General features: G+C 67.3%; 24 protein-coding genes, 2 tRNA genes and 1 pseudogene. 3 read left to right on the top strand and 24 right to left on the bottom strand.

Going from position 1 to position 22,671, the window contains the following annotated elements:
- Positions 1 to 105: 105 nt before the first annotated feature.
- From AC6EI8_RS12350 to AC6EI8_RS12260, 19 genes are all read right to left on the bottom strand, one after another.
- On the bottom strand, positions 106 to 1,530 hold the full coding sequence (locus AC6EI8_RS12350) for an EscU/YscU/HrcU family type III secretion system export apparatus switch protein (protein WP_498382047.1): 1,425 nt from the start codon (positions 1,528 to 1,530) through the stop codon (positions 106 to 108).
- Positions 1,527 to 2,306, bottom strand: coding sequence for a type III secretion system export apparatus subunit SctT (sctT, locus tag AC6EI8_RS12345; RefSeq protein ID WP_498382046.1), 780 nt, complete (start codon positions 2,304 to 2,306; stop codon positions 1,527 to 1,529). Before sctT ends, AC6EI8_RS12350 begins: the two co-directional genes overlap by 4 nt.
- The gene (gene sctS, locus AC6EI8_RS12340; protein WP_149316177.1) at positions 2,307 to 2,576 is read right to left on the bottom strand and encodes a type III secretion system export apparatus subunit SctS; all 270 of its coding nucleotides are present in this window, start codon (positions 2,574 to 2,576) and stop codon (positions 2,307 to 2,309) included. It lies immediately after the preceding gene.
- Positions 2,573 to 3,223, bottom strand: coding sequence for a type III secretion system export apparatus subunit SctR (gene sctR, locus AC6EI8_RS12335; RefSeq protein WP_150083754.1), 651 nt, complete (start codon positions 3,221 to 3,223; stop codon positions 2,573 to 2,575). Before sctR ends, sctS begins: the two co-directional genes overlap by 4 nt.
- An 81-nt stretch (positions 3,224 to 3,304) precedes the next feature.
- The gene (gene sctQ, locus AC6EI8_RS12330; RefSeq protein WP_498382045.1) at positions 3,305 to 4,570 is read right to left on the bottom strand and encodes a type III secretion system cytoplasmic ring protein SctQ; all 1,266 of its coding nucleotides are present in this window, start codon (positions 4,568 to 4,570) and stop codon (positions 3,305 to 3,307) included.
- On the bottom strand, positions 4,557 to 5,105 hold the full coding sequence (locus AC6EI8_RS12325; protein ID WP_150083752.1) for a hypothetical protein: 549 nt from the start codon (positions 5,103 to 5,105) through the stop codon (positions 4,557 to 4,559). Before AC6EI8_RS12325 ends, sctQ begins: the two co-directional genes overlap by 14 nt.
- Complete coding sequence (locus tag AC6EI8_RS12320) at positions 5,102 to 5,497, bottom strand: hypothetical protein (protein ID WP_149316181.1); 396 nt, start codon at positions 5,495 to 5,497, stop codon at positions 5,102 to 5,104. Before AC6EI8_RS12320 ends, AC6EI8_RS12325 begins: the two co-directional genes overlap by 4 nt.
- Positions 5,497 to 6,819, bottom strand: a complete 1,323-nt coding sequence (locus AC6EI8_RS12315; RefSeq protein WP_223819684.1) for an EscN/YscN/HrcN family type III secretion system ATPase — start codon at positions 6,817 to 6,819, stop codon at positions 5,497 to 5,499. The genes AC6EI8_RS12320 and AC6EI8_RS12315 overlap by 1 nt, the downstream gene beginning before the upstream one ends.
- On the bottom strand, positions 6,806 to 8,866 hold the full coding sequence (locus AC6EI8_RS12310; RefSeq protein ID WP_498382044.1) for an EscV/YscV/HrcV family type III secretion system export apparatus protein: 2,061 nt from the start codon (positions 8,864 to 8,866) through the stop codon (positions 6,806 to 6,808). Before AC6EI8_RS12310 ends, AC6EI8_RS12315 begins: the two co-directional genes overlap by 14 nt.
- Complete coding sequence (locus tag AC6EI8_RS12305) at positions 8,863 to 9,081, bottom strand: hypothetical protein (RefSeq protein WP_265633746.1); 219 nt, start codon at positions 9,079 to 9,081, stop codon at positions 8,863 to 8,865. The genes AC6EI8_RS12310 and AC6EI8_RS12305 overlap by 4 nt, the downstream gene beginning before the upstream one ends.
- On the bottom strand, positions 9,078 to 9,446 hold the full coding sequence (locus AC6EI8_RS12300) for a hypothetical protein (protein ID WP_149316183.1): 369 nt from the start codon (positions 9,444 to 9,446) through the stop codon (positions 9,078 to 9,080). The genes AC6EI8_RS12305 and AC6EI8_RS12300 overlap by 4 nt, the downstream gene beginning before the upstream one ends.
- Before the next feature lie 126 nt (positions 9,447 to 9,572).
- Positions 9,573 to 10,664 carry a TyeA family type III secretion system gatekeeper subunit gene (locus tag AC6EI8_RS12295; protein WP_226106026.1) on the bottom strand — a complete coding sequence of 364 codons (1,092 nt, stop codon included), beginning with the start codon at positions 10,662 to 10,664 and terminating at the stop codon, positions 9,573 to 9,575.
- A complete protein-coding gene (locus AC6EI8_RS12290; protein ID WP_498382043.1) occupies positions 10,661 to 11,593 on the bottom strand; it encodes a hypothetical protein in 933 nt (310 codons plus the stop codon). The genes AC6EI8_RS12295 and AC6EI8_RS12290 overlap by 4 nt, the downstream gene beginning before the upstream one ends.
- A complete protein-coding gene (locus AC6EI8_RS12285; protein WP_149316186.1) occupies positions 11,590 to 12,210 on the bottom strand; it encodes a type III secretion system domain-containing protein in 621 nt (206 codons plus the stop codon). The genes AC6EI8_RS12290 and AC6EI8_RS12285 overlap by 4 nt, the downstream gene beginning before the upstream one ends.
- Complete coding sequence (gene sctJ, locus AC6EI8_RS12280) at positions 12,203 to 12,943, bottom strand: type III secretion system inner membrane ring lipoprotein SctJ (RefSeq protein ID WP_498382042.1); 741 nt, start codon at positions 12,941 to 12,943, stop codon at positions 12,203 to 12,205. Before sctJ ends, AC6EI8_RS12285 begins: the two co-directional genes overlap by 8 nt.
- The gene (gene sctI, locus AC6EI8_RS12275) at positions 12,940 to 13,233 is read right to left on the bottom strand and encodes a type III secretion system inner rod subunit SctI (RefSeq protein WP_498382041.1); all 294 of its coding nucleotides are present in this window, start codon (positions 13,231 to 13,233) and stop codon (positions 12,940 to 12,942) included. Before sctI ends, sctJ begins: the two co-directional genes overlap by 4 nt.
- A 52-nt stretch (positions 13,234 to 13,285) precedes the next feature.
- The gene (locus AC6EI8_RS12270) at positions 13,286 to 13,594 is read right to left on the bottom strand and encodes a DUF1039 domain-containing protein (RefSeq protein ID WP_150083747.1); all 309 of its coding nucleotides are present in this window, start codon (positions 13,592 to 13,594) and stop codon (positions 13,286 to 13,288) included.
- 2 nt (positions 13,595 to 13,596) lie between these two features.
- The gene (locus AC6EI8_RS12265) at positions 13,597 to 13,815 is read right to left on the bottom strand and encodes an EscF/YscF/HrpA family type III secretion system needle major subunit (RefSeq protein WP_150083746.1); all 219 of its coding nucleotides are present in this window, start codon (positions 13,813 to 13,815) and stop codon (positions 13,597 to 13,599) included.
- 6 nt (positions 13,816 to 13,821) lie between these two features.
- Positions 13,822 to 14,547, bottom strand: coding sequence for a helix-turn-helix transcriptional regulator (locus AC6EI8_RS12260; protein WP_149316191.1), 726 nt, complete (start codon positions 14,545 to 14,547; stop codon positions 13,822 to 13,824).
- A 763-nt stretch (positions 14,548 to 15,310) separates the two neighbouring features.
- On the opposite strand from AC6EI8_RS12260, the pseudogene AC6EI8_RS12255 reads away from it, so the two are divergent.
- Positions 15,311 to 15,970, top strand: a pseudogene (locus AC6EI8_RS12255) (response regulator transcription factor); the annotation flags it as partial.
- 236 nt (positions 15,971 to 16,206) lie between these two features.
- Positions 16,207 to 17,586, top strand: coding sequence for a sensor histidine kinase (locus AC6EI8_RS12250; RefSeq protein WP_226106031.1), 1,380 nt, complete (start codon positions 16,207 to 16,209; stop codon positions 17,584 to 17,586).
- A 136-nt stretch (positions 17,587 to 17,722) separates the two neighbouring features.
- Here the strand turns inward: AC6EI8_RS12250 and ampC are convergent, their stop codons facing one another.
- From ampC to AC6EI8_RS12235, 3 genes are all read right to left on the bottom strand, one after another.
- Complete coding sequence (gene ampC / locus AC6EI8_RS12245) at positions 17,723 to 18,907, bottom strand: class C beta-lactamase (RefSeq protein WP_226106033.1); 1,185 nt, start codon at positions 18,905 to 18,907, stop codon at positions 17,723 to 17,725.
- A gap of 333 nt (positions 18,908 to 19,240) precedes the next feature.
- Positions 19,241 to 19,317, bottom strand: a tRNA-Arg gene (locus AC6EI8_RS12240).
- A 291-nt stretch (positions 19,318 to 19,608) separates the two neighbouring features.
- Entirely contained in the window at positions 19,609 to 20,016 is a 408-nt protein-coding gene (locus AC6EI8_RS12235; protein WP_187829065.1) for a hypothetical protein, read from the bottom strand.
- Between AC6EI8_RS12235 and AC6EI8_RS12230 the strand changes: the two genes are divergently transcribed.
- Positions 20,009 to 20,611, top strand: a complete 603-nt coding sequence (locus AC6EI8_RS12230; RefSeq protein ID WP_226106362.1) for a hypothetical protein — start codon at positions 20,009 to 20,011, stop codon at positions 20,609 to 20,611. The two genes, AC6EI8_RS12235 and AC6EI8_RS12230, sit on opposite strands and share 8 nt — an antisense overlap.
- Before the next feature lie 489 nt (positions 20,612 to 21,100).
- On the opposite strand, the gene AC6EI8_RS12225 is transcribed toward AC6EI8_RS12230, so the two are convergent.
- A tRNA-Leu gene (locus tag AC6EI8_RS12225) sits at positions 21,101 to 21,187 on the bottom strand.
- A gap of 103 nt (positions 21,188 to 21,290) precedes the next feature.
- Complete coding sequence (locus AC6EI8_RS12220; RefSeq protein ID WP_265633739.1) at positions 21,291 to 22,598, bottom strand: amidohydrolase family protein; 1,308 nt, start codon at positions 22,596 to 22,598, stop codon at positions 21,291 to 21,293.
- Positions 22,599 to 22,671 lie beyond the last annotated feature (73 nt).

Below are 22,671 nucleotides of genomic sequence, written 5' to 3'. Positions count from 1 at the left end.
GTGCGGCGCCTGCCGCCAGGCCGCCGACCAGGGCGATCACCGGGACCGCCGTTATCGTCCTCATCACGAAAGGCTCTCCAATGGGGGACCGTCCCTGGCACCGGCCTAGCCATCGGCCGGGCGGCGGGGATCGGGTCGTGGGTTGCGGCCAGAAGCGCCGCGGGGGTCGACGCCGCCGTCGAGGCCTGGCGTGGAGCTGTCGGTGTCGGTGCAGCTGTCGGTGTCGTTGTCGGTGTCGGTGTCGGTGTCGTTGTCGGTGTCGTTGTCGGTGTCGGTGTCGTTGTCGGTGTCGTTGTCGGGGTCGGGGTCGGGGTTCGGGTCGGGGTCCGGGTCCGGGTCCGGGCCGGGGTCGGGGTCGGCGTCGCCGTGGGTGTCGGTGTCGCTGTGGGTGCCCGCGTCGCTGTCGCCTTCCGTGTCCTCGCCGACGTCCAGGTCGTCGTCCGAATCGTCATTCAGCTCGTCATCCAGGTCGTCATCGCCGATGCCCTCCTCCGCCTGCCTCATCTCGTTGACCAGGCTGAGGATCTCGGCGACCGGCTCGAACAGCTCGGCGGGAATGTAGTCGCCAACCTCGGTACGCGCATGGAGCCGGCGCGCGACATAGACCTGCTCGACCATCGGCACGCCCGCCTCCTCGGCGATCGCGATCATTTGCAGCGCACGCGCATCGACGCCCTTCTCGATGACCTGGGGCAGCGGCGTCTCGCCGGCCACGAAGTACAGGCAGACCGCGACATGGGTCGGGTTGCGCACCACCGCGGTGGAACGCTTGACGTTCGCCGCCATGCTGCCGCTCTGGATATCGCGATGGATCTCCTTGCGCTTGTGCTTGATATGCGGGTCGCCCTCGGTGTTCTTGAATTCCTTCTGGATCTCGTCGCGGCTCATCATCAGCTGCTTGGTCAGGCTGCGCTTCTGGAACACCAGATCCGCGATGGCGAACACCACGTAGAACAGCACCAGGATTCCCCACAGCCAGCCGATCAGCACACCGGTGACCCGCAGCCCGCACTCGGCGCCGCACAGCGGCAGGAACTGGAAGGAATAGAGGTAGCGCTTGATCAGCAGATAGAAGGCGATGCTCAGGATCGACACCTTGAGCAGCGACTTGCCGAACTCGAACAGCGAACGCAGCGAGAACAGCTGCTTCGCGTTGGTCAGCGGGTTGATGCGCTCGCCTTTCGGCTTGATGACCTTCGGCGCGAACAGCGGGCCGATCTGCGACATCACCGCGCCCACCGTCGCCAGCACGAGCACGATGGCGACCGGCGCCAGCAGATGCAGCATCAGCGTGCCGGATACCGTCGCCACGCGCCACATCGCCACACGCAACGGCTCGCCGGTGCTGGCGATCGCCACCTCGATGATGTTCTGGAAGGCGTCGACGATGTCCTCGCCGCGCACCCAGAAGTAGCCGAGCAACACGGCGAGCTGGATGCCGGTGGCGATCTCCACGCTCTTGGCGATCTGGCCTTCCTCGCGCGCATCGCGGATCTTCTTCGGCGTCGGCTGTTCGGTCTTCTCGGTCATCGCATGGTCCCGAGCAGATTGGCCACCACGCCGCCGAACGCATCGAAACGCTGCTGGAAGGCACCCACCGCGTAGCTCATGCCGATGGCCAGCACGAACAGCGCCAGCGCGCTCTTGATCGGCATCGCGACAAAGAACACGTTCAACTGCTGCGCCGAGCGATTGACCAGGCCGAGCGCGGCATCGATCAGCACCATCACCACCAGCGCGGGCAGCGCGAAGCCGATGCACAGCTCCATCATCAGTTGCCACTGATGGGCGATAAAGCCCGGGAAGCTCGCCGACAGATGCCAGCCGCCGAGCAGCGGCATGCTCTGATACGAGGCATAGAGCGCGGTAAGCATCGCGTTGAAGCCGCCGCCGACCAGAAACAGCACCGCGAGCACCTGCGTGAACAGCACGCCGAACACCGACGACTGCTCTTCCAGCATTGGGTTCAGCACCGAGGCCATCGAGGTGCCGCGCACGGTGTCGATCACGGTGCTGGCCATGTCGATGGCCCAGAAGGGAATGGTTGCGCAGAAGCCCATCACCAGCCCGATGGCGAACTCCTGCATCACCAGCAGGGCCAGGGCCGGCAGCGACAGTTCGGAAAACTGCGCGGCCTGCGCGAGCTGCATCGGCAGCGCGGGCAGCGCCATCACCAGCACCAGCGCATTGCGGATCAGGCCGCCCCCGAGCGCGCGCGCCGAGAACATCGGCATCAGCACCAGCATGCCAAGGGGGCGCAGCATCGTCAGTGCGAGCGTCGGAACGATATGCTGCCAGCCGTCCACCTATTTCCCCATCACGGAAATCTGCTCGAACGCCATGTTCGTATAGCCGATCAGCGTGGCGCCCATCCAGTGATAGGTCATCACCAGCGTGACGCAGACCGCGATCAGCTTCAGCAGGAACTGGATCGTCTGGTCCTGGACCTGCGTCAGTGCCTGCACCAGGCTGACCAGCACACCGACCACCGACGCGACGACGACGACGGGCAGCGACAGGATCAGCACCAGCCACAGCAGGTTGGACGCCAGCTGCGCAATGATTTCGTTGCTCATAGGTAGGACTGGATCAACTGGCCGAGCAACTTCTCCCAACCGCCGATCATCACGAACACCAGCAGCTTGATCGGCAGCGAGATCGTCACGGGAGACACCATCATCATCCCCATCGCCAGCAGTACATTGGAGACGATCAGGTCGATGGCGACGAAGGGCAGGTAAAGCAGCAGGCCGATCTTGAAGGCCTCCACCAGCTCGCTGACGGTGAAGGCCGGGATCAGCACCACCAGCGAATCGTCCGGAATGCGATTGCGGTAGGGCTCCGGCCACATCTTCTCGCCGATGTCCATGAAGAAGCGGACCTGCTGCGGACTCGCCTTGCCCTTGATGAACTCGCGGTAAGGCTCGAGCACCCGGGTTTCGACCTGGCCGAACAGATCCGGCGCCTCCATCCTGACCGGATTGGCCTTCAGGTTGTCGCTGATCGCCATGCCCACCGGCGCCATGATGAACAGCGTCAGCACCAGCGAGAGCCCGTAGATCGCCATGTTCGGCGGAATCTGCTGGATGCCGAGCGCATTGCGCAGCGTGGACAGCACGATCGAAATTTTCAGGAAGGCCGTGCCCATCACGATGAAGAGCGGCAGCAACGACAGCGCGAACAGCAGCAGGATCAGCTGCAGAGGATGATCGGCAAGCGACATGATCTGGTCCGTGGGTGAGCGATCATTCTCGGCATGGCCGGTGAACGCCGGCATCGGGCCCATGCCTGAAATCGCCGGCCTTCACTCGATCCGCATCACCAGCTTGTCGCCCACGCGCAGCAGCGTGCCGTGGGCGATCGCCTGCCCCGAGACCGTCAGCGTGACCCGGCCGTGGCTGGCGTGAGCCAGCTCCAGCATCTGCCCCGTCTGCAACTCGCGCAGCGTATCGAGGGACAGCGACAGCCGCCCCACTTCGGCCACCGCGGTCAGCACGATGTTGTCGTCGTCCAGCGGGCTGCCGCGCAGCGTGACGTCCGTCTCTTGTTCCATGCCGGTTTCCTCATTGCATGCGTATTCGATATGCCAGGCGCCGTGCGCAAAGCACGCCAGCGCCAGCGGGCGTTCGGCGACCAGCCAGGCGTGGCCGTGCTCGATCGCCGCGGGGCGCTCGAGCACGACGCCGTCGCCGGGCATCAGCCCGGCGAGTTGCGCGCGGCTCAGGCGTGCCCATCCGGCCGCGAGCGCGACCGGGATCGGCGGGATCACCAGCGGCGGCCGGCGGTCTTCCATCGTTTGTGCCAGTGCGGCGATCCACGATTCGGGCCAGTCCAGCAGGCGCAGGTCGAGCTCGGCATCGGCGCGGCACAGCGTCAGCGTGGGCGCGATCGCACGCACGCAGCTGCCGGGCTCGGCGGCGCAGAAGTGCGGCGCGCCCAGACCGGCCTGGCGGGCATGGTGCTGCAGCGGCGACAGCGTCCACTGGCCCAGCAGGCTGAGCAGATCGGGCGGGATCTGCTGGAAGCGCTGTACCGCCAGCCGCGGCGCCAGCCATTCGCACCAGGCGTCGGCGTCGGCCCAGGCGCGGGCACGCTGCCCGTCGATCGACATCGACATCACCACGCCGTCGCCGCCGCAGGGCTTCAGGTCGAGCACGATCGCGCCGGCATCGGCTTGCGCTTCGGTATCGCTGGTGTCGCTGGTGTCGCTGGTGTCGCTGGTGTCGCCGATGCCGCCGATGCCGTGGCCCCAGCCGTCGCGGTCTGCTGCGTGAACGTCGGTGTGAGCGCCGGCGTGAGCGTCGGCGTGGACGTCGGCGTGGACATCGGGAAGCGGATCGCCGCCGAACGCATCGAGCCGCCGGATCGGATCCACCAGCGGGTCCATCAGCGGGTCAATCGGCGGATCGGCGGTGCCGAGACGATCCAGCGCCTGCAACGCGTCCAGTCCCTCGCCGCGGGCGCTGCCGCCCGCGCCAATACGCCGCCCGCCGGCTGCGGCACTGGAGCGGCCAGGGCCGATTGCCCGCGCCAGTTCCAGCTCCTGATCGCTCCATTCATCGAGTAGCATCGGCTACCTCCAATCGAATCACTTCACCGGTCTGCCTGGCCACCTCGTCGCTCAACGACGACTTCGCTTCGACCAGGCGCTTGTGCTGCTGCCGGTTCAGCGGCCGCAGCGTGACGACGACCTGCCCCGCATGCAGCGACGCCTGCAGCTCCATGCCGGCCCATGCCCCCTGCGTGAAGCGGACATGCATTGCATTGCCGTTCAGGCGCGTCTGCGTACCCGGCGCAAAGCGGTCGGCTTCGACGTCGCCGGGCGCGGTGGCCTCGGCGCGGCCGGCGTCCTGGCCACCGCAGGCGACCGCTGCAGCCGTTGCCGCCGACTCTGGCCGCGCGCCGCCGAGCATCGACCACCATGCCGGCGGCAGGAACGCTGGCGTCCCAGTGGGCTCCGCTTCCTCGGCGCCCCGCTCCCGGGCTCGCCTGCGCTTGCGCATCGCCGCATCGAACTGCGCCGACTGCTCCGGCTCCACCTTGCGGCGCTCGTCGCGATCGCGGCCGCCCTTGCCCGGGACGCCGCCGACGGGAGACACACTCATCGCTGCTCCTCCATTAGCGCAGCCAGCTTCTCCTGGCCGCGCAGGTTCTCCTTCAGTGCCCGCGCAGTCTGCGCCGCCTGGGCCCGGCAATCGGCGATCTGCTCGGCGAGCTTGCGCAGGGCAGCCTGCAGCTGCTGTTCGCGCTGATAGAACTCGGCGAACTGGCGCTTGAGCTTGTGGAAGTCCCGCGGGTCGACCGCCTGCTCCGTCTGGTTGGCGGCACGCCACTGGGCGCGCAGATCGGCCTGCTCGGCCTTGTGCGTGTCGGACTGCTGCCGGCACTCGCGCATGTCCGCCTCGATGCGACGGGCGCGATGGCGCAGCACGCCTTCCCGGCAAGTCTTGATGGTGCGCAACTGATCGAGCATCTGCGCGGTGGTGAGCCTGGCCATCACCCCTCCACGACCTGTCGCAGCTGGCGCAGCGTGCCCTGGTAATCGGCGCGTTCGCCGGTGCCCTGGCACAGGAATGCCTCCAGCCCGGCGCGGCGATCCAGCGCATCGTCGGCCTCGGCGTCGTGACCGCGTTCGTATTCGCCGACGCGCACCAGCAGTTCGATTTCCTTGTACTGGGCCAGCAGCCGGCGCGCCTTTCCGGCCCACTGCCGATGTTGCTCGCTGGTGACCTGGTGCATCACGCGACTGATGCTGGCCGGGATATCGATGGCGGGATAGTGGTTCTTTTCCGCCAGCTCGCGGGACAGCACGATATGGCCGTCGAGGATCGAGCGGACCTCGTCGGCGATCGGCTCGGTCATGTCGTCGCCCTCGACCAGCACGGTGTAGATGCCGGTGATGCTGCCGCTGGCGGCGCAGCCCGCCCGCTCCAGCAGGCGCGGCAGGCGCGCGAACACACTGGGCGGGAAGCTGCCGGCGGCCGGCAGTTCGCCGGCGGCCAGCCCGATCTCGCGGCCGGCGCGCGCGAAGCGCGTCAGCGAATCGACCATCAGCAGCACGTTCAAGCCCTGATCGCGAAAGTACTCGGCGATGGTGGTCGCGGTGTAGACCGCCTTCAGGCGTTCCAGCGCCGGCCGGTCCGAGGTGGACACCACCACCACCGAGCGCTCGCGCGCCTCGGCCGTCAAGGTCTGATCGAGAAACTCGCGGACTTCGCGCCCGCGCTCGCCCACCAGCCCGAGTACCACCACGTCGGCCAGGCTGCCGTCGCAGATCATGCCGAGCAGCGTGCTCTTGCCCCCGCCCGCGGCGGCGAAGATGCCGATCCGCTGGCCGCGGCCGCAGGTCAGCATGCCGTCGATCGCGCGCACGCCAAGCGGCAGCACCTGATCGATCAGCGTGCGCGTCAGGGGATCCGGTACCGCGGCCTCCAGCGCGCGCGTTTCGCACGCCGACGGCACCGGCGGGCCGCTCATCCGGCGGCCCAGGCCGTCGACCACCGAGCCGATCAGATGCGGCCCGACCGGAATGCGATGCTCGGTGCCGAGCGGGCGCACCAGTGCGCCGCAGCTCATGCCGATCGGCTCGGAGAATGGCGACAGCAGCGCGATCTCGCGTTGCAGGCCGACTACCTCGGCCTGCATATCCGCGCCGATCAGGCAGAGTTCGGCCAGCGCGGCGTCGGGCAGGCTGGCCTTGATCAGCGTGGGTCCGATTTCGACCACCCGGCCGAAGCGCTCCACGCCATCGTCCAGCGCGGGCAGCGTCAGGCGGCCCGCCACCTCGGAGACGATCGCGTCGACGTCAGGCATACGCATCGTCGTACTCCCCGATCATGTCGATATTGCCGAGCACGTGCAGTTGCACGTCGTCGCCCAGCTCCTGGTACGACAACACCGGCACGCTGAACAACTCGCGCTCGAGGAACTTGCGCAGGAAGCGGCGCACGTCGATGGCGGTAACGAGCGCACCCTCCATGTCCTCGCGTCCGGCGATGCCGGCCTTGATGCGCGCCACGATGGCCTCGATCTGGTCGCCCTGCAGGGTCGAGTAGGCGCCGGCGGCGGTCTGCCGCACCGAGTCGCGAATCATGTTCTCGATGCCGTCGCCGATCAGCCAGACGTTGATCCGCCCTTCGCCGCGCGTATGCCTTCCGACGATCTGGCGGCGCAGCGCGACGCGGACGTATTCGGTCAGCATCACGGTCTCCTTCTCCTTCGGCGACCACTCGATCAAGGCCTCGAAGATCGTGCGCAGGTCGCGGATCGAGATGCCTTCGGCCACCAGCCGCTGCAATACCTCCGAGACCTTGCTGATCGGCAGCTGGCGCTGCAGCTCCTTGACCAGCTCGCCGTAGCGCGCCTCCATCGCGTCCATCAGGTAGCGGGTTTCCTGCACGCCGATGAATTCGTCGGCGAAGCGGTCCACGGTCAGCGCGGTGGCGTACGACACGACCTGCGATCCGGCGAGCAGCGACAGGCCCGACTGCGCCAGCGAGCCCTCGTGCTCGGGCGCGATCCATTGCAGGGTCAGCCCGCCGAACGGCAGGTTGTCGACGCGCTCGGCGATCGGCATGGCGCCGGTCTGCCGCGCCAGCAGCAACCGCCCTGCCGGCATGGCGACCTTCAGCACCGGCTCGCTGTACAGCAGCACACTGAAGCTGCCGGCCGGCAACCCGGCCTCGGCGACCAGCTCGATCCTGGGCAGCGCGATGCCGAGCCGCTCGAACTTCTGCCAGCGCAGCGCCTCCAGCGCCTCGGCGAGACCCGGCAGCGCCGCCACATCCTTGGCCATCTTCAGCGACAGCGGCTCCGCGCCCGGCGTCATGCGCGTCTCGCCATCGCCGTCGGTGACCGCACCACCCTGATCCGCCGTATTGGCAGCGACCGATCTGGCGCGGCGGCGCGCATAGAACGCGACCAGTCCCAGCAGCACGCCCAGCGGCATGAAGATCAACGCGGGAAAGCCCGGCACCAGCGCGAACAGCAGCAGCACGCCGGCGGCGATCATCAGCGCGTTCGGCTGGCGCGAGAACTGGTTGACCAAGTCCTGCGCCAGGTTCTCGCGCTTCTCGCCGGGCACGCGCGTCACCACGATGCCGGCGGCGATCGAGATGATCAGCGCCGGGATCTGGGCGATCAGGCCGTCGCCAATCGACAACACCGAGTAGACCTCGAGCGCCTTGCCGACGCCCATATCGTGCTGCATCGTGCCGACCGCGATGCCGCCGACGATATTGACCAGGATCACGATGATGCCGGCGATCGCATCGCCCTTGACGAACTTCATCGAGCCGTCCATCGCGCCATACAGCTGGCTCTCCTTCTGCACCAGCTGGCGCTGGCGCTTGGCCTCGTTGGCGTCGATCGTGCCGGCGCGCAGGTCGCCGTCGATGCTCATCTGCTTGCCGGGCATCGCGTCGAGAGAGAAGCGCGCACCGACTTCCGCCACGCGCTCCGCGCCCTTGGTGATCACGATGAACTGCACCACCGTGATGATCGAGAACACGATGATGCCGACCGCCAGATTGCCGCCGACGACGAAATTGCCGAAGGCGGTCACGATTTCACCGGCGTCGTGCTGCAGCAGGATCAGGCGGCTGGTGCTGACCGTCAGCGCGAGGCGGAACAGCGTCGTGATCAGCAGCAGCGACGGCAATGCGGACAGATCGAGCGGATCGCGCACATAGATCGCCGTCATCAGCAGCAGCAGCGCGAGGCCCAGGTTGATGGCGATCAGCAGGTCGACCAGGATGGTCGGCAGCGGCAGGATCATCATGAACACCGCCACCATCAGCATGACGGCCAGCACGACGTCCTGCCGGCCGCCGACGGTGGCGAGCCAGGTACTGAGGCGCTTGATCATGGCCGTGCCCCGCGCTGTGCGCTGCGCCGTGTCCCGCGCCGTGCCCCGCGCCGTGCCCGTACGGCGCGACCGAATAAGTCTCCCAGCGCGGCGGCGGTCCGGCAGCCGACGCCGAAGGCTACCGCGCCGAGCACCAGCGCCAGTGCCAACGCGACGATCGCGGTGCTCCAGAGCAGCGCCAGCGGCAACAACAACGCCGCAAGGACGAACCTCATGCTTCCTCCTTCGTGCAGGCTTCCAGCAACCTGCGTTGTGCCCGGACCGTCCGGTACCACAGTTCCGCGCCGCTGCCGGCGGGCATCGCGCCCGATACGAACAGGCAGTCGTCGACCCGGAACACCCGCAGCGGCACACCGGCCATGCACGCGGGCGACCAGCGCGTCAGCAGCGAGCGCAGCGCCGTGTCGGCCACGTAGGGATCGACCGGCCGCATGGTGGACAGCAGCACGCGGCGGTCGCGCACTTCCATGAACACCTGGATCTCGCCGTCGCGTATCTCGACGCGGGGCTCGATCGTGATCGGCTTGACATCCATCAGCCGAAACAGCTTTTCCAGATTGCGCAGCGTTCCAATATCCATCGGTGATCCAGGCACGACCCCGGCGGCGCGAGCCACCGGACGCGCTTGCTGTCCTCATTGCGTGCTATGTCGCCATCGTGCGCGGCAGTCGCGGCACGCGGCATCGGGCGGATACCTGAAGGGGCGTCAGCCCGTGGCGTCGCCCTCGGCAGGGTCCGCGTTCTCGGCACGGTCGTTGAACTCGGCCAGCGCGGCCAGCACCTGCTGCCGGTGGTCGTCGTCGCGAAAACACGGCTCCGGCAACAGCTTGGCCAGCCGGGTCAGGTCCCGGACCAGCTTGTAGCCGCGCTCGCGGCCCGGCTGCATGCCGTCGACTTCGCCGCGAATCCAGTCGTGGTAAAGCCAAGGCTGGTCGACCATGCGGATCAGCAGGCGCAAGACCGTATCGGGCTCGATCGGCGGGTCGCCCAGTCCTCGCGCGATCCGGCCGCACTGCTCCTCGCATCCGAGGAAGATCAGCAGACGTTTCAGGTCGCGAACCACCGCGGCGAGCTTGATGCCCTCGGCGGCGTCGTCCTCGATGCCGCTCAGTTCGGCCCCGAGCGCACGGATCAGTACCTTGACCTTGCGCCGACGCTCTCCGATGCCGGCCAGCTGGTCCAGGAACGCCGCGATGCCCTGCTGCACGGCGTCCGCGCGCTGATACAGCGACTTCAGTTGCGACATCAGTTCCGGGGTCATCGCACCAAACTCGAGCCAGCCAAGCATGGCGAGCTCCCAGTCCCCGCTGGCGCCGAGCCGCCGCTCCAGCGCCTGCTCCAGACGGGTGCGCTTGCGCCCGGGACGGTGCTGCTCGGCCATCGCGGCGAGCAGCAAGGCCATCGCCGCCGGATGCAATTCGCTGCGTTCGATCGCGGCCAACAGGCTGTCGACGTCGTCGATGTCGCCGAACTGCTGCAGCAACTGTTCGATGCGGGGATCCTTGTTGGCTAGCAGCGACTTGGCCAGCTTGCCGACGAAGGCACGAGCCAGCAGGGCATCGTTGCGGCGATCGCCCCGCAGCAGTGCGTGCAGCTTGGAGGAGTGCACGTTGGTGAGGCCGGCTTCCTGCAGGCGGCGCGACGCGCTCAAGGCGCGCGCCGCGAGGTCCATCGCCGAGCGGGCGGGACTGAGCTGCTGAGGCCCGCGGCTCGGTATGCCGCTGCCCTGGCCCGGCAGGATCGCCGGCGCCGGACCGGTCGGAATGACGGCCTTGGGGCCTTGTACCTTCGGGCTCATGCTGGCCATCCTGCAGCGTCGGTATCGGGCAGACCAGGATTGCGCCGCGGCGGCGAAAGCCGACCTCTCGCGATGTCGTCCAGATCGGCAATCAGACCGTCCAGATGGTTCGCCAGAGCATCCGGGTCCTGGTCGCGGCGGCTGCGGGGGCTGGCTTCGACTGGATCCGGGTTTTGTTCGCGGCGGCTGCGCTGGCTGCCTCCCATCGCACCCGGGTCCTGTTCGTGCTGTTCACGGCGGGTGCCTTCCAGCGCGTCCGGCTTGGCCTCCGACAGGCTCGCCTCGCTTGGCTCGGCGCCAATGGCGGCCAGCAGCACAGCGAGATGACGGTCAAGATCGATGCGAAGGTGCACGTAGGGGCTGTCGATCAGCGCCTGGCCGGAAGCCAGCGCCGGCTCGGCGCTGATGGAGAATCCCGGCTCCGCCGGCAGTCGCGCCGCCACCGCCGCGACGTCGTCAGGGCACAGCCGCAAGGTGAACGCGCCGTGCGAGGACACCTCGCGCCAACGAGCAGCCACGCGCTGCGCGATCAACGCCGCGCGGTCGGCCTCGCCGGCGAAGGAGATGACCGCGTCGGCGATCACGGTCCGGCAACGCCATTCCAGCCGCTCGGCAATGGCCGCCTCGAGCTCGCCCTCCCTCACCAGCCAGTGCAGCACGTCGGCGCAGATCGCGTCGTGGGCCGCCCGCGCCGCTGCCTCGGCGCGCTGCTCGCCTTCGGCACGTGCCTCGTCGAGGACCTGCGCCGCTTCAAGCCGGGCCTGGGCGCGGCAGCGCCTGCTGGCGAGCAGCACGGCCGCCGCCCGCGAGCGATTGCGGCGAAGCACGGCGGCCGCATCGATGTATTCGTCCAGCGTTGCCGCCGGCACGACGCCGCCCACGGGCAGTTCACCGCGGACAGCGGTGATCGTCAGTCCAAAGGGATTCATAGCAGGCGTTCCAGGCGAAACAGCATCGGCAATGCAAGACCCGGCGGCGGTGTCACCAGTAGTCCGCCCGGAGGCGGCAGGCAGATCGACAGCGCCTGCCAGACGGTGCTGCCGGGCAGCGTCTGCTCCAGCCAAAGTCTGCCGAGTTCCCGCAGCCATTCGACGATCTGTTCGGGCGGGCGGCTCAAGGACGGGCGCTTGCCGTCCGGCACCAGCGCGGCGAGCTGGTCGCAACCGTCGTCACCCAGTACCGCCAGCAATTGCCGCCGATAGTCGCCGAGCAGCAGCAGTTCAGGGGCGCGCGCGGCCACCGCTCCCAGCGCGACAAGCAGCACCGGCAGCCTCGGCTCGAGGGACAGCAAGCGGCGTTGCTCGTCCGACAGCGCGGCAGGCAGCGGCATGGCCGGAAATCCGCGGCGCTGCACGATCAGCGCGTCGAGCGCGCGGCGGCTGCCGGGATGGCGGCGATAGTCGTCTCGCCACGCGTCGAGCCCGAGATAGCCCCACCACCCGCGGTGCATCACCTCGCCCGGTCGCCACGCGAGCGCGTGCAAGCGCTGCACCGCCGGGCACAGGCCCTGTTGCGCGCGTGCGCCAGCCTTGGCGGCATCAGACATCGACGCTCCCCTTGCGCCGGGCGATCCAGAGCGACAGTCCCGCCATCGCGCAAAGCGCCAGCACGCCACCGGCCACTGCGGCCGCCGCCTGCGCCGGCTGCGCCTGCAACCACTGCCGCCAACGCGACGGCGGCGCCTCGGCTGCCGGTGCCTGATAGCGATAGTCTGCGGCCTGCATCACCACGCTGATCTGGTCCGACGCGATATCGGGAACGCCATCGCGGATCAGGCTGCGGATCTGCACCTCGTAGTTGGCGAGATTGAACTGCGGCGAATACTTGATGAACACCGCCGCCGACGGTGCGCCCGTCGGCTTGCCGTTCTCATCGACCTTCTGCGCGATAGACACCTTGGCGCCGATGACCCCGTCCATCGCCGAGATCATGCTTTCGAGCTGCTGCTCCTTGAGCAGCTGCATCTTGGCGCGCTCCTGCGTGGGTGATGTCACCAGCTGGTTCGACGGAAACAGGTCTTCCATGCCGAGCCGCTTGTGATGGGGGAAGCCGTTCTGCCGCAGGACCTCCACGGCATTGATGAACTCGCCCTTGTCGACGCGCAGCGTCACCGTGCCGCCCTTCTCCACCACCTTTTCCGCGGGGATATGGCGCAGCATCAGCAGGGCCAGCATCTGGTTCGCCTCGGCCTCGGCGACATTCGAGTACAGCGTCATCTTGCAGCCCGCCATGGTGGCGGCGGCGAGCATGGCCACGGCGATCGTGCGGAAGCGCTTCATTGCATCGTCGTCAGCTTGTTGATCGATTGCGACAGCGTCCCGGCGATCTTCGCGATCAGGTCGACGCCGTTGCGCATCTCCAGCAGCGCCTGCTGTGTCCGTGTCATGGTGGCCGGATCCAGCGCGGCGTTCGCACCGACGGTCTGCACACGTGCGGAAACCGCGGCCTCCGCCTTGCGCAGGACGTCGGTGGCAATGGCCTCCGGTTTGGGTACGCGGGCGGACATCGCATCCATGAACGCCTGGATGTCGGCTGCCGCAGGCTCCTTGCCCGTGGCGGTGGCCGACATCTGGCCGGCGACGGTGGTGGGGTCGATAGTCATGATGAAAGTCTTCGATAACTCAGTGGCGCGTCCGGGCCGACGGGGATATCACGCGCGGCGCCGTGGCGGCATCGCGCCTGGCGGCGATCAGCATCGCCAGCAGCAACGCCGGGGAATCGTTGCGCTCGCCCAGGCAGGCACGCGCCTCGACGAGCCGGCCGCTCTGCATGTACAGGTGCGCGCGGCAGATGGCTCGGTCCTGCTCGTCGTCGACCAACAGGTCGAGCGTGTCCAGAAAGACCTCGATCTCCCCGCGCAGGCGCTGATTGGCTGCAGCGAACGCCAGTTCGACCAGCAGGCGCCTGACCTCTCGCGACAAGGGCTGCATGGCTAGATCTTCTGGATGATGCCGGCGATGGTGTCGTGCATCGCCTTGATGATCGAGCTTTGCAGCGCGGTCATGTTGGTAAAGGCGGCCGTCATCTTCTGAGCCTGAATGAAGTCGATGGTCTCGCCCGTGGTCACCGCGCGCTGCAGGGCCTCCGCCATGCTGAAGCTGGCGGAAAAGATCGGCCCGTCCATGCCATCGATCAATGCGTTCAGATTCATGTCGTTCTACTCCTCGTTCGCTGCGTCGTTGATACTCTGGTGGTGCTGCCTGAGCAGCCGGGGACTGGCCTCGTAGCGGCGGCGGAAGCTGACGCTGAAATGCGCGTGGCTGTTGAAGCCGCACTCCTGCGCAATATCGGTGACCTTCATCGAGGTGAGCAGCAGCAGTTCGCGTGCCCGCTGCAGCCGGCGCTCCAGCAGCCAGTTCTTGGCCGACACGCCGAACTTCTCGTAGAACATCACGTTCAGCTTGCGCACCGGGATGCCAAGCGCCTTGGCGTACTGCGTGACCGGCCACGCGCTCATGCTGTTCTCCTCGATGAACTCGAAGAAGTCGCGGCTGCTGTCGATCAAGTGGTGCAGCAGCCGGGAGAAGTACTCCGGCTCGGTTCCCATGCAGTAGACATAGGCGAAGCGGAGCATCGCGCGCGGCTCGGCGGAACCGAGATGCCGAATCACGTTGATCGTTTCCTCCGGCACCGTGATCCGCTTGACGGGTTCGCGCCAGAATTGCGTGCCCCGTCGGTAGCGGCTCGCGAGCTCATGCAGTTCGCGGTAGATATCCTGGAAGTCCCCCGAATGGAAGACATAGGTATCGATGCCGTCGCGCGCCGGAATCGCCGTCGCATTGCCGTTGGTAAAGACCAGGCTGCATGCCGGCACTTCGTGCGTCTCGCCGTTGCACTCGATCCGGCCGGACCGGCTGAAGATCATTAGCTTGACTGCCCCCATCTTTCCCTCGAACACTCGTGCTCAGTGGCTGCATCATTCCATCGCCGGACCCGGCTACCGATCCGGTGATGACCTGAAAGACGTCGCTGTCCGGCGTCGTGAGCGATCGGTTCGATGCGTTCGATTCGATGCGTTGTACGGCGCCGGACAGCGCATCGATATCAAACCATTTATCGAATGAACTTTGAGAATTTGAGGGTCTACTCGAATCGTTTAGAGAAAGTCTTGATCGATTTCTTATAACTTCTTTCTCGCAACCCGAAATGTGAGACGCGTACGGCGGTTTGCGTGCGCGAACGCACGGTCGAAGACCTTGCGATCGCGGGTGCGGACAGCGCCAATATGCGATCACGCGCTTTGCGTTTCGACTTGATGTTGGAAAGACGCTGGATACGATGCCGGCAAAAAAAAATCCGCCTGTGGCAGGCGGACAAAGCAGAGGCGGGGAGGCCGGGAACGAGTCCGACCGGCGCGAAGTGTCACCCTCCATCGCTGTGGGCACATCAGAAAATCACGCCGTATTTTTGATCTTCGACAGCGCGATCGCACGCCGAGATTCGGCCACGCCACGGCCGACAGCATCGGCGGCACCCCGATGGGGACAAGCGCCACTTCCCTCGCCGATTCCCCGGCGGTATAAGTGAAGCCGCAGCGCGCGACGTTGCGCCGCCGACGTTTCGCCGACGTTGCCCATGCACCGCGGAGCGGCACCGTGTCGATGTCGCTCCTGCTTATCTTTTACATCGCGTATCGAGCGGAAATCATGCGCATTCTCCTGATCGAGGACGACCTGCAGATCGGCACCAGCCTGATGCGCGCGCTGAAGGAAAACATGCAGTGCAGCGTCGACTGGGTGCGCGACGGCGTCGCGGGCCAGCACGCGATCGAGCAAGGCTCCTACGCCATCATCCTGCTCGACCTCGGCCTGCCGCGCATGGGTGGTCTCGATCTGCTGCAGCGGCTGCGGGCGCAGGGCAATCAGACTCCGCTGCTGATCCTGACAGCCCATGACGACCTGGACACGCGCGTGCAGGGGCTCGACGCCGGCGCCGACGATTTCGTTCTGAAGCCCTTCGAGGTTCCCGAGCTGCTGGCGCGCATGCGCGCCGTGCTCCGGCGCAAGGCCGGCTACGCGACCTCCAGCCTCGGCGACGACACCATCCGGCTCAATCTCGATACGCGCAGCCTGACGGTGGACGGCCATACCGAAACGCTGTCGGCACGCGAGTTCGCGTTGATGCTGGCGCTGCTCGAACGGCCGGGCACGATCCTGTCGCGCAGTCAGCTCGAGCAAAAGATTTATGGCTGGGGCCAGGAAGTCGAAAGCAATGCGGTCGACGTGCTGATCTACTCGGTGCGCAAGAAATTCGGCGCATCGGCCATTCGCAACGTGCGTGGACTCGGCTGGACCGTTCTGCTGGGCAGCGACAAGGTCAAGCGGGATGCGGGACCGGCCGCGCCGCAATCCGGCACGCGGGATCACGGCACCGGCAGCGGTCCCGAGTTCGATCCCGAGAGTGATCCCAAGCGCGATCCCGCGAGCGACGCACCGAACGACCTGCCCAACGACCTGCCGAACGGCCCATCGAACGACCAGCCGAACGATCCACCAAGCTGAATCCCGCGGCCGGCAGTCCGGCGCGTACCTGGCCAGATACCATGCCCGCCCACACCGCCCTGCACCGCAACTCGCCCCCGGCGCCGCACGCCGCGCCATCGCGCAACCGTTCGCTGAGCCTGATGCTGAGCCTGGCGCTCAGCGCGGTGATCGCGGTCTTCGCCCTGCTGCATACGACGTGGACCTACGTGCTGGCCACGTCCGAGATCCATGAACTGCTCGACCGCCGCCTGCAGGAAGTCGCGGCGCGCGTCAGCGACGACATGACGCGGGCGATCGACCCGCTGTACCTGTATCGCGACGCATCCGATGGCATCGTGATCCAGATCTGGCTCGGCGCGCCGAAGCCGACCCTTCATCCGGACAGCGACCGGATCGCCATCGGCCGCGAGGCCCCGCCGGGACTCTCGACGCAGACGGTCGACCAGGAACGGTGGCGGGTGTACTCGGAGCACGGGCCGAACTGGACCATCAACGTCGCGCAGCGCGAAGCCTCGCGCAAGCGCATTGCGAAAGACGCGGCGATCGCCAGCGCGACGCCGGCGCTGGTGATGATGCCGCTGGCGTGGCTGGCGATCTTCGTGACGGTCAGGCGCGCCCTGCGGCGGGTCGGCGCGCTGGGCGAGCGTGCGGCGCGGCTCGACATCGGCCGCCTGGACGCGCTGCCGACCGACAAGGTGCCGCGCGAGCTGCTGCCGCTGGTCCAGTCGATCAATCTGATGATCACGCGGCTGTCGCAGTCGCTGCGCGTCGAAAAGAAGTTCATCGCCGATGCCGCACACGAGCTGCGCAGTCCGCTGACTTCGCTGCAGATCCAGGCCGACAACCTCGGCCGTACGCTGTCGGACCCGGACAGCCTGCGCGAGTACAACGCGCTGCAGCAGGTGATCGCACGCAGCACGCGCATGGTCTCCCAGCTGCTGCGGCTGGCACGGGCGGACGCCCCGCTCGAGCGCGCCTCGTCGCAGCCGGTGGCCATTCGCGATGTGGTGCCCGACGTCATCGAGATGCACCTGCCCCGCGCGGCCGCGCACGGCATCGACCTCGGCGTCGAGCAACTGGAGGACCTGCAGGTGCGCGCCAACCTCGCCGACGTGCGCACGGCACTGAGCAACCTGGTCGACAACGCCCTCAAGTACACGCCCGACGGCGGCACCGTCGACCTGCGCGCCTATCGCGAGCAAGGGCTGGGCTGCATCGAAGTGCGCGACACCGGCAACGGGGTCGCGCCCGAGGCGTTGCCGCGCGTGTTCGACCGCTTCTTTCGCGCCGACGTCCACGGCACGGAGGGCAGCGGTCTTGGGCTGGCGATCGTCAAGGCGATCGCCGAGCGATACGGCGGCGATGCCAGCATCGACAACCGCGGCGACGCGCCGTCCGGTGTCATCGCGCGCGTGCGGTTTCCGCTGGCGCACCGATGACGGTGCTGGCGAGCCGGCGCGGGGTTAGCGCGGCACGGATATCGCCACAGAGTTATCCCCGCGGAGTTATCGCCGCTTAGTTATCGCCGCTGAGTTTTCGCTGCCGGGTTATCGCTGCACGGATATCGCCGCTGGGCTATGGCTTCGTTCGCCCGGCCACGCGCGACAGGATCTCGTAACCGATCGTCACCCGCTGATCGACCGGATACGCCTTGTTGGCCAACAGCACGATGCCGATCCGCTTGTCCGGCACGAACGCGACATAGGCCGAGTAGCCGTTGGTCGAGCCGGTCTTGTGCAGATACACCGGCTGCCGCGGTTGCGCCGCGGCGTCGATTGGGTTCGCGGCCTCGGCGCGCAGGATCGCCACATTGCCGGCCAGCAGCTGCTGCAAGGTCGCGGGATAGCGATACTGTTCCCATATCAGGTCCTGCGTGATGGGCCCCGCGCGAAAGCGCGGCACATGGGTGCGCGCGATCGCCTGGCGCAGCGTATCGTCGATGCGGGCCCCCGGCATATTGGCTTCGATAAAGGCCAGCAGATCGCCGGACGATGAGCGGATGCCATAGGCCGGCTCCCACAGATGCCCTTCCTTCATCCGGATCGGCGCATCCGTTGCGGTATAGCCCTGCGCATAGTCAGCCTGCCTGTCGGCGGGGACCCTGAAGTGGCTGCGCTTCATGCCGAGCGGCTCGAACACGATCGTGCGGATCAGCTCGCTGTACGGCCCGCCGAGACGGTTCGCCGCAATCTCGCCGAGCAGGCCGATGCCATTGTTCGAGTAAACGCGATGCGTGCCGACCGGATAAGTCGGGCGCCATGCCGACAGGTATTCGACCATGCCGCGCTCGCTGTCGATCCGCTCCGGCACCGCGAGCGGCAAGCCCGAGGTATGCGTCCCGAGATGGAGCAGCGTGACCTTGTCGAAGATGCCACCTCGCAGTGCGGGCAGATGACGGCTGACCGGATCCTGCAGCGACAGCTTGCCGCTCGCCTCGGCGTAGGCCGCCAGCGTGGCGGCAAAGGTCTTGCTGACCGAGCCGATCTCGAACAGGGTTTCCTTCGTCACCGGCCGGCCGCGCTGCCTTGCGGTCTGCCCATAGTTGAAGAAATAGCGTTTGCCGTCGACGGTCACGCCAACCGCCATGCCCGGAAGCCGATGCTGCTCGATCACCGGCTTGACGGCGGCGTCGACGATCGCTGCCATCCTGGCCGCATCGTCGTCATCGGCGGCGTAGGCGTTGGTCGTGGCGCCAGGCACGGCAAGCAGGCAGACGAGCGGGAAGGCAAGCAGTGAGAACAGAGGCGTCGATGGTTTCATGGCTATGCGGGGCGGGATGCGCGATGCCGGCTGCGCGCTGCGGAATTCGGGTTGCCGGCAGAATGGCATCGCATCAATCGGTATGGCCGCAGTGTAGGGAATGCCGGCAGCACCGTGTCGAGCCGCGCTGTAACGGCTGTCACCTGAGGAGGCCGTCGCAAGGTCAGCGTGCCGGAATCGGCGGTGATGGCGCGGCGATGCATGCGCCATCAGCGCAAAGGGCGGGGCAAGGACCGGCTGCAAAGTCGGGCGCAAAGAGGGAGCGCCAAGACCGAGCGCAAAGCGCGGAGGCAAAGAAAAAGGGCTTCCAGTGATGGAAGCCCTTCGTATAGGTGGCGCGGCTGGCAGGATTCGAACCCACGACCCCTTGGTTCGTAGCCAAGTACTCTATCCAACTGAGCTACAGCCGCACGCGAGGGCGCAATTGTATCGCAGTGGCGTGGGAACGCAAGCATTTTTTGCGGGCCGATGCTTGGGCTCGCTGTCACCACCAGCAGCCACCAGCAGCCACCACCAGCCGCCACCACCAGCAGTCACTACCAGCAGTCACTACCAGCAATCACTACCAGAGTCACCACCAGCGGCCACTGCCGGCAGTCACCACCCGCAGCGACCACCAGCAGCCCCTGCCGGCAGCCACCATCGGCAGTCGCCGCCGGTAGTCACGACCCGCAGTCGTCACCGGTAGGCGGCACCGATCGTCACCACCGATAGCGCGCCCCGATGATGCCGCCCGCATTGCGGCCGGTCTTGACCTTGACCCAGATCTTGACGCCGCCGCGCGTGCTGCCGTGCGCGCCGATATTGAACGAGAACAGGCCGCGCAGCAGATCGGTGTCGATGCGGGTGCCGTTGATGTTGATGGTCTTGCGGCTGCTGTCCTGCCACAGGTCGGCCTCGACGAAGGGATAGACGCCGGCCAGGCGGGTCGGCTGCGCGCCGTAGAGCCGCACCGCGAGGCCGGTCGCGCGGTCGTCCGCCGGCATCGCCGCCAGCGCGGGGTTGGGCAGGCCATCGTCGCGCGGCTGGTAGGCGAGCTGCACGCGGGGCTGGATCGTAACCCCGCTGCGCGGCAACACCGCGTCGAGCGCCAGCGACAGCGTGCGCACGCGCGTATCGACGAAACCGCTGGCGGAGGCGGCATCGTCGGCGTGCAGCAGCCATGCGGGCCGACGCGCGCCATCGCGTGCGTCGGCGGCGAGGGCCGCGCGAATCGCGGCCTCGGATTCCGCTGCCATTTGTGTCAGCGCGGATCGTGGGGTCGAAGACGACGGAGATGCGGCGGCCGACGATGGCGGCAATGCTGAAGGCGACGATGGCGGCGATGCGGAGGCCGAAGATGACGGCAATGCGGAGGCCGACGATGGCGGCGCTGCGGAGGCCGAAGATGGCGGCGCTGCGGAGGCCGAAGATGGCGGCGCTGCGGAGGCCGAAGATGACGGCAGCGAGGCCAACAGTACTGGCGCGGCCGACGGCGTCGATGATTCAGGAAGGGATGGCGGTGGCGCCGATGCGTCCGCGGCCGCGTGCACGGGCTGGAAGGGATCGGACCGTGCCGATGTCGAAGCCGGATCCAGCGCGGCCAACAACGCGGCGGCCTCTTCCTCGCCCAATGGCTGCCATCCGAGTACGGCATCGCTGCCGGGTGGCCCGCTCTCGGCCTGGGCCATTGCGGTCAGGAAGATGGCGACACAGGAGCCGTAGCGCCATCGGTGACAGCGGCAGATCCTTCGATGGTTGGTGCCCACGCAAGCCCGGCCAGCGGCAACGCCGGTCTTCCTCTCTCTCGACAACAAGACCATGTCCATGGCGACCACCTTCGGGCTGATGTCAGCGTGCCCGATTTGATCTGAGCATAGGTCAAAGGCAACGCAACCGTTAGGGGCGTCAACCCGATGAAGGCCGTCCCGCGCGCGCTCCGGCAGCGGCCGCGCGCGAACACTGAAACGGCGCGCCGCGATATGGAATCAGCGGGAATCAGCGGGAATCCGCAGGGATTGGCGGGACCCGGCAGCGAGACGGCAGGTCATTGCAGAGGGAATGGTGACAGCGCGGGCGGTGACGTGGCAGGAAAGCGCACGAGGGAACCACACCCGGTAGTCCCGCCGGCGAGACGCGGGACGAATGCGGACGAAACGCGGACGAAAAAAAAGAAGGCCGTTGCAATTTGCAACGGCCTTCTCTTCAGGATTTTGGTGCCCAGGAGAGGACTCGAACCTCCACAGTGTTGCCACCGCTAGGACCTGAACCTAGTGCGTCTACCAATTCCGCCACCTGGGCTTCGTTCGCCGCTTCCGTGTCTTGCGTCACGTTTGCTGCGATGCGAAGACCGCAATTATGCAGATCCGATCGAGGGTCGTCAACACCCTCGCACAAAAAATATTTACCTCGATGCCGCAGACCGCTCCGTGGCCGTGCCGCCCACTCGGAAGTCGACCCGCTCCGGCCTGCCGGGCAGGCGCAGCGCGGCCGTGGCCGGCGGCGTGCTGGCGATGACCTTGCCCGCACGCAGCACCAGCAGCCGGGTCGCGCGCAGGCGCAGCGCCTCGACCGGATCGGCGGCCTGCAGCAGCACCAGGTCGGCGCGGCAACCGGGCGCGATGCCGTAGCCGGTCAAACCCAGGATTCTTGCCGGGGTCTCGGTGACCGCGTCGAAGCAGGCGCGCATCCCCTGCTGCCCGGTCATCTGCGCGACATGCAGGCCCATATGGGCGACCTCGAGCATGTCGCCCGAGCCAAGCCCATACCAGGGGTCCATCACGCAGTCGTGGCCGAACGCCACCGGCACGCCGGCGGCCAGCAGCTCCGGCACGCGCGTCATGCCGCGCCGCTTCGGATAGCTGTCGTGCCGGCCCTGCAGCGTGATGTTGATCAGCGGATTGGCGATCGCGGCCATGCCGGCCTCGCGCATCAGCGGCAGCAGCTTGGACACGTAGTAGTTGTCCATCGAATGCATCGACGTCAGATGCGAGCCGGCCACCCTGCCCTGCAGGCCCAGCCGCACCGTTTCGGCGGCCAGCGTCTCGACGTGGCGCGACATCGGGTCATCGGTCTCGTCGCAATGCATGTCGACCGGCAGTCCGCGCTCGGCGGCCAGCTCGCACAGCAGCCGCACCGACGCCGCGCCGTCTGCCATGGTCCGCTCGAAATGCGGAATGCCGCCGACCACCTGCACGCCCATGTCGAGTGCGCGCTTCAGGTTGTCGAGCGCACCGGGGCTGCGCAGCACGCCGTCCTGCGGAAAGGCCACCAGTTGCAGGTCCAGATAGGGCCTGACTTGCTCGCGCACGTGCAGCAGCGCCTCGACCGCCAGCAACCGCGGGTCGCAGACGTCGACATGCGAGCGGATAGCCAGCAGGCCGCGTGCCACCGCCCAGTCGCAATACGCGAGCGCGCGCTCGACCAGCGCCTGCTGCGTCAGCTGCGGCTTCAGTTCGCCCCACAGTGCGATGCCTTCGAGCAAGGTGCCGGACTGGTTCACGCGCGGCAGCCCGTACGACAGCGTCGAGTCCATATGGAAATGCGCGTCGACGAACGGCGGCGATACCAGCTGGCCTGCCGCATCGATCTGCTCGGCCGCCTGCGCCGGCAGCGCCGGCTCGACGGCAACGATGCGGCCGTCGGCAATACCGATGTCGATGCCGGTGCGGCCATCGGGCAGATTGCAGTCGCGAACGATCAGATCGAGCATGTGGGTCTCCGGGCTGTTGCCGACGTGCTTACGGCTTACGGCTTACGGCAAGGGATCGGCATTGCCCTGGCAG

The organism is Cupriavidus sp. R6-3, assembly GCF_059772245.1.
Note: the sequence above shows the minus strand (reverse complement) of the source record. Positions and strands in the feature narration are given on the sequence as shown.